The organism is Nafulsella turpanensis ZLM-10 (assembly GCF_000346615.1).
GTDB lineage: Bacteria > Bacteroidota > Bacteroidia > Cytophagales > Cyclobacteriaceae > Nafulsella > Nafulsella turpanensis.
Genome location: NZ_ANNU01000020.1, coordinates 26645 through 38821, shown reverse-complemented (window position 1 = coordinate 38821; position 12177 = coordinate 26645). Strand labels below are relative to the sequence as shown.

At 44.6% G+C, this 12177-nt stretch carries 7 protein-coding genes; 4 read left to right on the top strand and 3 right to left on the bottom strand.

Annotation, left to right across the window (positions count from 1 at the left end; genetic code table 11):
* Positions 1-281: 281 nt before the first annotated feature.
* The 3 genes from F752_RS25305 to F752_RS0109530 form a co-directional block, all read right to left on the bottom strand.
* Positions 282-2531 (bottom strand): cache domain-containing protein, encoded by a 2250-nt coding sequence (locus F752_RS25305; protein ID WP_017731503.1) that lies wholly within the window; start codon positions 2529-2531, stop codon positions 282-284.
* A gap of 409 nt (positions 2532-2940) precedes the next feature.
* A complete protein-coding gene (locus F752_RS0109535) occupies positions 2941-5259 on the bottom strand; it encodes a M61 family metallopeptidase (RefSeq protein ID WP_017731502.1) in 2319 nt (772 codons plus the stop codon).
* A gap of 378 nt (positions 5260-5637) precedes the next feature.
* Positions 5638-7173, bottom strand: a complete 1536-nt coding sequence (locus F752_RS0109530) for a GH3 auxin-responsive promoter family protein (RefSeq protein ID WP_017731501.1) — start codon at positions 7171-7173, stop codon at positions 5638-5640.
* Positions 7174-7862: 689 nt separating this feature from the next.
* Here F752_RS0109530 and F752_RS0109515 point away from each other — a divergent pair.
* From F752_RS0109515 to F752_RS26240, 4 genes are all read left to right on the top strand, one after another.
* On the top strand, positions 7863-9479 hold the full coding sequence (locus F752_RS0109515) for a hypothetical protein (protein WP_017731498.1): 1617 nt from the start codon (positions 7863-7865) through the stop codon (positions 9477-9479).
* Between the two features lie 127 nt (positions 9480-9606).
* Entirely contained in the window at positions 9607-10512 is a 906-nt protein-coding gene (locus tag F752_RS0109510; protein WP_017731497.1) for an alpha/beta fold hydrolase, read from the top strand.
* A 140-nt stretch (positions 10513-10652) separates the two neighbouring features.
* Complete coding sequence (locus F752_RS23805) at positions 10653-11300, top strand: fasciclin domain-containing protein (protein WP_081604541.1); 648 nt, start codon at positions 10653-10655, stop codon at positions 11298-11300.
* A 243-nt stretch (positions 11301-11543) separates the two neighbouring features.
* The gene (locus tag F752_RS26240; protein ID WP_017731495.1) at positions 11544-12155 is read left to right on the top strand and encodes a hypothetical protein; all 612 of its coding nucleotides are present in this window, start codon (positions 11544-11546) and stop codon (positions 12153-12155) included.
* The last annotated feature ends 22 nt before the right edge of the window (positions 12156-12177 follow it).

The window sequence follows — 12177 nt, the reverse complement described above, 5'->3', positions numbered from 1 at the left end:
TTTTCCGGAAAAGATATTTCAATTGGCTATTTTTTCTATTGGCTTCGCTTTGAGGAGGTTATTTTTCTTCTGCTGATCGTTTTCTGGCTGAAGACAGCTAAGGGATTTTTTTAACAAGCTTCTGTTAACTGTTGTCGGCTCATTTCTGAACAAGCTGTTGGGGCTGTAATTAATTACTACAAAAAGCAGTAAGGAATGGTATTAAAAAATAATAGAGCCGCCTGTTTCAGTGCAGGCGGCTCTATTGGTATAATGATAATAGAAAACCGGGTAGGCTTCTCTTAGCCCTCCTGCAAAGCGGCTTCTGCTTTACGGCTTATGAGTAAGCAAAACTCCACCAATCCTTTATCGTTGGCTACCGGGTGCAGGTGATAGGAGTCTCCCTTTTCGTTACTGAAGAATTGCTTCTGGCCTGCAAATACTTTTTGGAACTGGGCCTCCCACTGCGCCTGGTTTCCCTCCAGCTTTTGAAGCAGGTAAGAACCTGTATTTAGCCCGGTAATGTGCTGTTGCATTCTAGGATTTAAGGCAACAACTGTATAGTCCTGGTCAATGGCCAGAATGGCATCATCAGTTCCTTCCATGATGGCTTTCAGCAGGGCCTCATTACGCAGGCTGTCGGTATGCACCCGATGCATAGCCTCCTGTGTGGCTTCCAGCTCCTCAATGTTCTGCCGCATTTCTTCTTCCTGTGCACGCATTTGTTCAGCCTGCTCCTGCGACTCTTCCAGTAACTTTTTCGTCCTTACGGTGATGTTATAAGAAAAGATAAAAGAAGCGATGCTTTCTCCCACTTTTTCTACAAATTCAATTTCGTGCTTGCTGAATGGGTGGAAGGACGCAAGCTCTACAACCCCCATTACATCATTGTTGAGTTTTAAGGGTACAATTAAAATGGAGCGGGGGGGAGCATCGCCAAGGCCGGATGTTATGCGGATATAATCTGCCGGAATCTCTTCAAGATAAATGGTATCGGCCTCCAGCACGCACTGCCCGATAATTCCCTGCCCGATTTCTATTTTCTTTTCAATGTATTTTCTTCTTTCAAAGGCGTAAGCCCCCATCAGTTCGAGGTGTTTTTCCCCCTCCTCTGCTTCATTCAGTAAAAAGATTCCTCCCTGGTTTGCTTTCAGGTATTTAACCAGGTTTTGTATGATAGTAAAATAGAATTGGCCGGTATCGTCATTATTGTAGCGCAGAACATCGGAGAACTCTGCTACTCCCTGTGTAAACCAGTTCCTGATGCGGTTTTGCTCGTTATTCTTTTTAAGACTTTCGCGCATTTGCTGGAGCGCTACTCCGAGCGCATCTTCTTTACTTATTTCGCCTATATCGGAATCGAGCTTATTTTCTTTTATGTCAGTGGCAAACGCTACTTTCTGTTCCAGTGAGTCGACTAATACGTTGAGAGAGCCGGCCATTTCACCTAGCTCATCGTCCCGATCAATGCTTAATTTTTTCTCTTTATTTACCTTGCCCTCAGAAAGTTCTTTCAGCAGGTTACTGGTGCTAAGGATAGGTTTGATAATACGGCCTGCAATAAAGCGCACGAGCAGGAAAAGGATGAGCAAGCCGGCAAGGCTCATGGCAAGGGAATAGTATAGTACCCGGTCTGTCGCTTTGGTCATATTCTCCATAGGAACAATAGTGCCTAAGGCCCAGGGGTGGTCGGAGCTTCCTAAGGGAACCGGAGCAAAGGTAATGTAGGCCTCCTCCTGGTTGATTTGGCTGGTAAAGGAACTGAACCGGCCTTTGCTAATACTTTGGCTTAGCCCTTCCTGCCCAATCGCGAGTGCCTCTTCAATGTTCTTGCCGATTATGTCTTTGTTCTCGTGTGCCACGATGGTACCGTTATTAGATACCAGAAAGGTGGTAGCACTTTCGTAGGGCTTGATGTCGGTGATAAAATCAAAATTGTTCAGGGACAGGTCCATGCCTGCAATGCCGGCAAAAGAACCATTTACAATAATGGGCACACAAACCGAGGTGCCAAATACATCGTCCTGCTTAATAGAAGAGTATTCGCTGAAGTAATATGGGTCGGTAATTTCTTCCTTTTTCGACAATTTTAAGGTGTGGTAAAGGCTTCCTGCATTATCCTGGTCGAGGTTGAGGGAGTCTACCACGAAATCTTTATTCCGGTAGACTGTGTACCGCTTTCGGCCATGGTTCTTGCCCCAGTAAGGGTCAATTGCATTGAGCTCGATGCTTACCCAGCTGCTGTGGTAGCGCTCATCATGAGTAGCGATACCAGTTAACAGTCGGAGAATGGCTTCACTCCTGATGCTGTCGCTGGTATCGAAATATTCCTTTATGTCTGCCACCATGGCACTGGCCACTCCAAGGTCGCGCATCAGCAAAGCTTTCGACTCGTTGGCATTCCGGAGTGCATACTGTTTGGCTATATGTTTGGCATCATCGATGGCTTTTTGCTGGGTATTGATGATAATATAGCCTGCAATAACTATATATGTAATTAAGAAAGCAGCAGTAATTGATAAGGTGAGTTTCCCTCTCAGCTTTAGCTTCATTTTGGCTCGATTTTGATTTAAGGATAAAAGTAAAGAGTTATTGCAAGCTTTTTTGGACAGTTTTATGTTGAATATTACAAGTTCTTCTGGTGAAGTGAAGGAATTTACGGTTTAAGGGATTAAAAGGCCCCTATTGGCATGATAACCGGTGCCGGCTTTTTGTTGAAATAGTAAACTTGCTTTGTTTGCCAAATGACGAATAGAAGTTGGGGAAGTGGTAAGAGGGAACGATGTGCCTATAAGGAGAAGAATGTTTTACCCTCCAGGTAAGCAACGCTTATCTTGAGTAGAGGGAAACTCCGGCCGAAGAAGGTGGTGGGAAATAAAAAACGGTAGCCCCAGGAACATGTTCACTAGAGCTACCGTTTTTTAAAATCCGCTATTGATTCCCTCGGAGAATCAGCAGCGTTTATTCTTCTTCCTGCTCTTCAAGCAATTCTTCCGGAATTTGATTATCCGGTGTTTCGCTGTTCCAGAGGAGGCTGTTAATCCACCAACGCCCCTGGTCGAAAACCAGTTGAATGCTGTTGATGCCGCGCTGGGCAGGTTCGCTCTCTTCCTGAACTTTAAACTGATAGGCGCTCCATACATGGGCCATTTCGCCAAACTGATCTACCTCCCGGCCAATTTCTTCTTCAAAAAAACCGCTCTCCATAAAAAATGGTGCATTCTTTTCCTGGTATTCTTCCGGAGTCATACTTACCACATAAGGAGTACGACCGGGCTGGGCTGCAATGGCCGACATGCGGGCGTCCGGCTTAAAGAGTGAATAGAAGCGTTCCCAGTTCCGTTCGCCGGCAGGGCCTGAAATAACCTCGTAGAGCGTGTTTACAATTGCATCGACCGAAGCCACATCTTCCGGCCTGGCTGTAACAGGACTGGCCTGAGTCCATTGGTTAAACAGTTTCATCTGCTCGAAGGTAGGATTCTCCATCATCCTCAAGCTATAGGAACCTTCGGTGGTAACCAGCTGCGCCGGGGCTCTGAGGGTTACTTCTTCATATTCTCCAGCTTCATTCGCTCTGCCTACTACAATTTCTACCGTATCTCCTTCCTCGGTGTTGGTGGCATAATCTTCCAGCAGTGCCTGGGCCGTTTGCGGAAGAATGTCCTGCCCCTGCAGGCGAAGAAGGAGGTCGCCGGTTTCAAAACCAATAGCTCTGCCAAATGCATTCATCTGGCTGGTGTTGGCAATTTCCAGCCGGCCCTGTTCCTGATTGAATCCAATGTTTACCTGTCCAAGCGTAGCTACCTGCTGTGGAGGCTCCTGCACATATTCAACACCTACTTTTGCAAATATTTCTTCGTAAGGCAGGCTTTCAGTACCTCCCACATAACGTTCAAGGTATTCTTCAATTTCGGGGTAGCTGAGTTCGCCAATTACTTCAAACAGGCGTTCATCATCGAAGGGTTTGTTCTTGCCGTACCGCTCCGAGAGTTTTGCCAGAAGGTCCTGCAGGTCCATGCTTCCGTTGCTCAGTTCGAGCAGCTTAATATCCAGAAGGGCCGCAATTAAAGCTCCTTTTTCATACACATTGCCATACTGGTCGCTGTATTTGTCTGCTGCATATTCGCTGAGTTCGGTAAAGGCCAGGGTATCGATATAATTGCGCTTCGAATTGTTTATTTTCTCCGCCAGCCGGTTGAGGAATTCCGGCGGTGGAATAAGGTTCTGGCGCACCTGTATATGGTCAGAGGCATATTCGGTAACCCCTTCGTATAGCCAGAGGTGTTTACTTAAATTAGCTTCATTAAAATTGAAGTCTTCAATTTCTTCGCTGTGGATGGTAAGAGGCGTTACAATATGAAAAAATTCATGGGCAGCAATATCGACCAGCAGGGGAGCCATTTGCTCCTGTGGGTACTCCGGCAGGTAATAAAAACTTGAGTAGCTGTGTTCCAATGCTCCGGCACGGTCGTTTCGGGCCGTCATTGGGGGTTCGAAGTAAAGCAGAAAGGCATATTTGTCGACCGGCAACTCGCCTCCTAAATAATCTTTGGTGGCCTGTAAAAGCTTGTCGAACTTCTGGGCCAGGAACTCAGATTTTACCAGTCCGTTTGGCGAGTAAACCGATACGAGCACTTCGGCATCTCCAACCTGAATAATGGTCGTATCCGGCTTGTTGTACATAATTGGCGAGTCGGCCAGGCGGTCGTAATCCTGCGTAAGAAAAACATCCGTGGTGGGGGAGGTGCTTTCCGGTATCAGACCAGTGCTGCCATAAAAGCCTTCGGGTTTGGTAATACTTACCTCAAAAGGAATTTCCCGCATATTCTCGAAATAACCAAAGAAACCGAAGGGGTTGATAACAAAGTTTTCGTTGGCGGCGATATTGGTTCCGCTCATATAGTAAATGTTGTTCTCCTTCTGAGTGTCGAAAATATCTTCTACCAAATAAGAAAGGCGCTCCAGCTTTTGGGCTTTTTTGATCTTCCAGGTGTTGGTGTCTACCTGTTCGACCGGAAGGAGGCGCCCTTTCTTGTCATACGCTTTTAAGTCGCTGACAAACTCACCGAAATTACTGATTCGGTAAGTGCCAGGAATAATGGCGGGGAGGTGAAAGGTGATTTCTTTTTGTTCAATATCCGGTACATCCAGGTTTACCTGAAGCTGGTCGTTTTGTACCTGGGTTAGGTCCACCTGGTACTGGTACTTATTTTCCTGTGCCAGGCAAAAGCCGGTAAAAAGGAAAAATGCGATGAGAGTAAGGTTGAATTGACGTTTCATAAGCTAAAAATTTACCTGAAAAGTAAAAAAGGATTTTTGTGCTGTAAAGGGAAATTCTGTAAGCGGTATGTGGGAAGGACAAAAACTGTAGTAGAACAGGAATAGATCCTCTTGAATAAGTAAAAGTGTTAAAAGCCTTACAGATCGGTACTGTAAAAAATAATTTAGATGCTGTACTCACTGAGGGCTTATGTTCGTGGCTTGTTTTATCCTGTCCACTACTGCTATCCTTCTGCCTGGCCTGGTGCCCGAAAGCCAGAGCGTCTATACCTCCGGATTATTTAAATATTATTAAAAGGCTCCCTAAGTTTTTCATTTTCAGTTTTCTTTAAATTAAACCATACACAGGAGTAGCATAAATCTTATCAGGAGTTCAGTTTATCCTACTTCCCTTTTTTCCGGCTGCAGGCTTAACAGCTCTTCGACCAATTCCCTGCTATTCGATAAACGAGGGATTTTATGCTGCCCGCCCAGCTTGTCGTGCTTTTTCAGCCATGAATAAAAAGTACCGGGTGCGGCCTCTCTCACTACCGGTTCTTCAATGGCAGTATTACCCTTTCTTTTTTCAAAGTAATCTTCATTAACCTCCTGGATGGCTTTGTCCAGAATTTTAGTGAAAACCGGCAGGTCATGTGGTGGCTGTACAAATTCTATTACCCATTCGTGGCAGCCTTTCTCCCCTTTGCCATAATAGCGGGGAGCGGCGGTATAATTTTCGATTACAGCCCCTGTTTCTTTGCAGGCAGCCGCAAGGCCTTTTTCTGCATGCTCTATAAAAAGGTCTTCACCAAAAATATTAATACAGTGTTTCGTACGCCCGCTAATGGTAAAGCGGTAAGGTCGTACCGAAGTAAACCGAACGGTATCGCCGATTTTGTAACGCCATAAGCCGGAGCTGGTAGAGATAATTAAAGAATAATTTTTGCCGGCTTCTACTTCCTGCAGCGTAAGTACCCGTGGGTGTTCATTGTTAAAATCTTCGGCCGGAATAAATTCATAAAAAATACCATAATTTAACATGAGCAGCATGGCGGTATCGTGCGGCTGGTCCTGCAGTCCGAAAAAGCCCTCTGTCGCATTATAAATTTCCATGTACCGGAGGCTTTCGCCACGGTCGATTTGCTGGAAAAGCGGACGGTAAGGTGTAAAGGAAACAGAGCCATGAAAAAAGACTTCCAGCTCCGGCCATATTTCCTGAATGTACTGGACATTTTGCTTTTTCATCATGTACTGAAGCAGCAAAAGAATCCACATTGGAGAGCCGGCCATACTGGCTACTTTTTGTCGGGAGGTGATTTCGGCTATTTTTTTAACTTTTTCTTCCCAGTTATTCATCATGGTAATATCCAGCCCGGGTGTACGCGAAAACTGGGCCCAGAAAGGCAGGTTTTGCATCACGATGGCCGAGATATTTCCCGTATGTACAGGGGCAGATTTGTCGGAAAAGCTGTTTTCCTGGCTGCCGCCTACAGAAAGATTTTTACCGGTAAAAATCTTAGTGTCCGGATAATTGCGGATGTAAAGCGCCAGCATGTCTCTGCCGCCTTTGTAATGGCAGCCTTCGAGAGACTCCTGCGAAACCGGAATAAACTTGCTTTTGTCGCTGGTAGTGCCGGATGATTTGGCAAACCATTTTATAGGAGAGGGCCAGAGCACATTCTGCTCGCCCTTTAGTTGCCTTTGAATATAAGGGAAAAGATCCTCGTATGTGGTAAGGGGTACCTGTTCCTGGAATTCCTGAACATTCCTTACCCGATCGAAGCGGAACTTCTTCCCATAGGTGGTGTTTCTGGCAGTTTTTAACAGGTATTGCAGGTCCTGGCGCTGTGCTTCTTCCGGATGTTGCATAAAATGTTCTATCTGATGAAGACGCTTCTTCATCAGCCATTTTCCTGCAGAATTAATAATATCCATACCGCTACTGCTTTAGTAATGCTTTTAAAGCTTGTTTGAGGAAAGTTACAAAGAAAAAAGTAAGTTCACTTTTCTTAATTCAGGACTAATATTACAAGAATTCTTCCTGAATTATACTCTGTTGCTCCATTTTTGTTTTCAGACGCTTCCTGCTCAACAGGGAAAAAGAAACGGTAAGTCCCTCATTGCCTCCATTCAGGTATTACTTTCTGGTGGTTGACAGCAAAAAAAGCAGGTAATTTGACAAATATCAGCGAAGGGGCAGCAGAAAGGTTTTGTATTAAAGCCTGCAACAGAGCAATCAAGGCATCCAGAAGTGAAAAAGAGACCAGCCGAGAATCAAAAGGATAAGAAAAATGGCTATAAGCCAACTGCGGGCACTGCCGGGTTTAGGAGTTTTAAGCATGTTTTTTGCGTCTTTTTACACTCTTAAAAGAGTATGAGCAGCGAAAGGTTTTGGAAGAAGAAATATAATAAACCGGCAGGCGGAAGAAGATTAACCCCAGCCCAGGTGGAAGAAAAGGGTTAAATAGACAGGTGGAAGAAGTTAGGGAAACCTTATAGGTAACTCAAAGGAATATTGGAAGATAAAAAAATAAGAAAAGGAAATTAATATTTTTCGCTAACAATCTTATACTGTAACGGTTAGTAAGCTATATAGCCATTTTTTAATCTTAATCAGGCCCAATATGTATAACTATAAGTCTATACTGTTACTGCTATTTTTTTTATTCCCTTTTGTTTCATATGCTCAGGAAAATCAGCCAGGCTTTGAGGTTTCCATTGGTGGTGCCTTGAAAAAATCAGACCGAAAGTCGCTCCGGACGGTAGTGGGACAGGATGATGGTGGTTTTATCGTGCTCCAGAAAAAAATGAAACGTTCTTTTGGTTTTCTCCGGCAGGAGCCTTATCACCTGTATCTCCAGTATTTTAATGAGGACCTTCAGGAGGTAAAAGAAGAAAAACTAAGAGTAAAAAAGGGGGGAGAGCGTCTTTCTTTTCAGTTTCTGGTTCAGCTAAAAGATAGTCTTTTTCTTTTTGCTTCGGCTACTGACGAGGCAAGCGGCAAAGAGCTTCTTTTCGCAAGGCCTATCAATAAATTGGAACTGAAGCCGGAAGGAGAGTGGAAGAAAATTGCAGAAGTCGATAACCGAAAAAAAGATGGCTTTTTTAGCTGGAGCCGCTCAAAAGATAAAAGCAAGCTTCTTCTGCTTTATTCTCATCTATCCGAAAAGCTCGAGCGGCAAAACTTTAACCTGTATGTGCTGAACCAGGAACTGGAGCGGCTTTGGCATAAAGAAAACTGTTTGCCTTTTCCTTTAAGAAGGTTCTCCACCGTACAGTATCACCTCGATAATTCCGGAAATGTGTACCTGCTGAATACTTTATTCCGGAATGGAGATAAAAGCCGCACCTCTTACCAGTACCATCTGCTGGCTTATAAGAATAGCGGGAGCGAACTGCACAGGTACGGTATTGAACTGCCTGGTAAGTTTTTAACGGAAATTAAAATTACAACAGACCATCAGCAAAACTTAATAGGAGGAGGCTTTTATGCAGATAAAGGAAGTACGGATGTAAAAGGAGCTTATTTTTTCCGGATTAATGGCCTTACCAATGAAGTTACTTCGAAAAGTAATATGGCCTTTGCAGCAGATTTTGTTCCACAAACCTTTGAATCGCAAAGCCTTTCTGAGCTGGGTTTACCCCAGGTGGTTCCTTTTGATGGAGCCCATCAATTAAAACGCTCCGACTTCGAACTCCATGAGCTTGTATTGAGAAAAGACGGCAGTATTCTTTTGCTCGGGGAGCAGTACAGCCTTACTACCACCACCCGGGTAAATCAGCGGCAAAGTGGTGCTAAATCAGAGACCAACTATTTTTATAATTATAAGGATGTGTTGCTGGTAAGCATGAGCAAGAAAGGGGAAATTGAATGGGCGCAGAAGATAGGAAAGCGGCAATATTCTCAGGACGACAGCGGTCTTTACGCCTCTTACATGGCAGGAGAATTTCAGGATGAGATTTGCCTGCTATTTAACAACTATTCTTTTTTAGCGGAAAGAGAAGGCGGGAAAGGATTAAAACCTGTTAACCGTTCAGAAACTGTACTTGTGAAGGTGGACCGAAATGGCAGACTGAGGAAAGAACCGGTTCCGGAGCTGAATAGGCTAAAGCTCTCTGTTATTCCACGCTCTGGCATTGAAACAGGAGGAGGAAGCTTTATGCTTTTAGCCGGAGATAAGGAGAATCATCACTTCATCCGGCTTAACCTAAAGAGCAAGAATGTTTTATCGCTGCGGTAACTGCTTACTCATACCTTGCTCTATGCTGCAACCAGTCATGAAGGGATACGTAGCATTAAAATAAATCAGCAGGACAATCGCCTTCATCCGGCTAAAGCCTTTTTGTTCCAAATATAATCCTTCCATTATGAGTAATTCTTCGGTTGAGCAGGTAATTGAAAAACACCGGGCATCGGGCAGGTATATTGATGTAGAAGGGGTGGAAACTTTTATTTTGGAAGCGGGTTTTGCGGGAAAAGAAAGCCCTCAGGAGGCTGTTTTCTGTATCCATGGTGTTCCTACCTCTTCTTTTCTGTACAGAAAAGTATTGCCAGCCCTCGCTACCCGTGGCTTCAGGGCAATAGCAGTCGACCTTCCCGGCTTTGGGTTGTCGACGCGCCCCGGTGATTTCGACTACTCCTTTCCTTCTTATGCCCGCTTCTGCGCCATGCTTGCTGAGGCCCTTGGACTGGAGCGCTTTCATTTGGTGGTGCACGATATTGGTGGGCCGGTTGGTTTTGGAATGGCCGCCGAACTTCAGGAAAAAATTCTTTCTCTTACTATTCTGAATACATGGATTGAGGTCGACCAGTTTGAAAAACCCTTACCCATGCGGCCTTTCGAAGTGCCGGTAATTGGAGAAGCCCAGCTGGCAGCGCTTACCCACCTTAGCTGGTATGCAGCCTTCAAAGGCGTAGGAGTGGCAAATGCCGATGGTATACCTAAAGAAGAAATTTATGCCTATGTTGACCTGCTAAAACGGGAGGATGGAGGAAAAGCCTTCCTAAAAGTGATGCGGAATTTTGACAAATCAAAAGAGTATGCAGCCCGGTGCCGAAAGGCGGTTCAGAATGTGCCTTACCCGGTGCAGGCGATTTGGGGAATGGATGATCCCGGTCTCCGGTACGAGCGGTATGGCAAGGAAGTAGAGCAGTTGGCCCGGCTGGCACCCGAACAAATGCACCAGGTAAATGGCAGCCACTTATTGCAGGAAGAGCAGTACGTGGCAATTGCAGAAAAAGTCGCAGGCCTTGCCAGCATGAAGGAAAAATAAAGCTGCTTCTTTTAAATTTTTCAAGGACATCCCTACTATAGGTTTAAAGTGGGTGTTTATCCTTTTTAACATTTTCTGCTACAATCCGTATGGTTTAGTAGAGTAAACTGAATTTTTTAATTTAACCATAATTTTTAGCTATGAAACGAACTTTTTTAAAACCAATAACAGGAATGGCCATAATGGCAATGACCCTTTTTAGTTGTGCAAGTACAGATGAGGGTACCGATGATGCTGTTGTGGAAGGAGATCCTATCGAAGGTGTCGAACTCGTGGATGAGGTAGAAGAGGTGTCGAATGATGACATTGCATATGAAGATATGTTCGAAGATATGGATGATACTGAACAGTATGATGTACTGGCCCTTGCCAAAATGGAAGATAATTTATCGACCTTTGTCAAGCTGGTGGAGCTTTCAGGACTGGAGCCTTCAATAAAACTGGCAGATCCTGTAACCATTCTTGCTCCTACCAATGCAGCTTTTGAAACACTCGAAGCTGGAAAGCTTGATTACCTGATGGCCCCTGAAAACAGAACAGAGTTAATGCTCTTCGTTCAGCGTCATATTTTACCAACCGAAGTTTATTCAGCTGCTTTTAATACAACACAGATTATTGAATCTGCTGCCGAAAATGAGATTCCGGTGGAGACTCGTTTAGATGGTACAGAAGTATACATAGGAGGAGCACTTATTCTTGAACCTGATGTTGAGGCCTCTAACGGTATTATTCACGTAGTTGATAATATTGTAGAACCAAGCGAATTTACTGATGTAACTGCAGAATAATCTGTACTTTATTAAACAGATATTTAAAAGGCTTCCTTTTCAGGAGGCCTTTTTTGTTGCTGTGTAGTAACACAATTTTGTTTTTTTTAATGAGCTGGATTACAGTGGGTTGATTGTGTGGGGGGAGAACTTATAACTGCTTCTCCTACTTAGGCATTCTTTTTGTTTGCTATTGCTAAAAGAGATACCTGGCTCCTGTCAATATCTCTTTGCTCTTATTCCTAAACCACAACCACTGTCCAGATGAAAAAGCTATTCAATAAAGTCTACTTCCTTGCTTTGGTTTTTTTGCTTGCTGCCTGTGCCGGACCCGAAGGGCCGGAAGGGCCTCCCGGTCCGCAGGGGCCAAGAGGTCCACAGGGAAATCCTGGTGAAGAAGGTTTGGTTATTGAGTTTGCCGATGTTGATTTCCGGGCAGCCGATGATTTTGGTGTCATTCTACCTTTCAATGGCTATGAAGCCCTTCCTTCAGATGCCGTACTGGTGTATGCCCTCTGGGATGTGGTAGATACCGATGCAGGCCCGGTAGATGTATGGCGACAGCTGCCGCAGACCACCTTTGTGCCGGAAGGAACACTGGTCTATAACTTTAATCATACCACTTTCGATGTTGAACTATTCCTGGAAGCAAACTTTAACCTCTATACTGCCCCTTTAGGTCCTGATGAACTGGATGACTGGGTAATTCGCATTGTAATTGTTCCCGCCCAGTATATGGATAATGGTAGGATGGAGCCTGTTGACTACAGTAACTATAATACCGTTAAAGAAAAATTTGGCTTGCCTGATCTCCCTGTCCCGGTTCAGCCTCACAAGTATGAAAGGCCGCAGCTGGAGAGGGAAAAGAAATTTTGATCTGGAGAAAAAAAAGCAGGCC

Coding starts and splice junctions, on each gene's coding strand:
- F752_RS25305 (WP_017731503.1), bottom strand. CDS start 2,531: ATGAAGCTAAAGCTGAGAGGGAAACTCACCTTATCAATTACTGCTGCT.
- F752_RS0109535 (WP_017731502.1), bottom strand. CDS start 5,259: ATGAAACGTCAATTCAACCTTACTCTCATCGCATTTTTCCTTTTTACC.
- F752_RS0109530 (WP_017731501.1), bottom strand. CDS start 7,173: ATGGATATTATTAATTCTGCAGGAAAATGGCTGATGAAGAAGCGTCTT.
- F752_RS0109515 (WP_017731498.1), top strand. CDS start 7,863: ATGTATAACTATAAGTCTATACTGTTACTGCTATTTTTTTTATTCCCT.
- F752_RS0109510 (WP_017731497.1), top strand. CDS start 9,607: ATGAGTAATTCTTCGGTTGAGCAGGTAATTGAAAAACACCGGGCATCG.
- F752_RS23805 (WP_081604541.1), top strand. CDS start 10,653: ATGAAACGAACTTTTTTAAAACCAATAACAGGAATGGCCATAATGGCA.
- F752_RS26240 (WP_017731495.1), top strand. CDS start 11,544: ATGAAAAAGCTATTCAATAAAGTCTACTTCCTTGCTTTGGTTTTTTTG.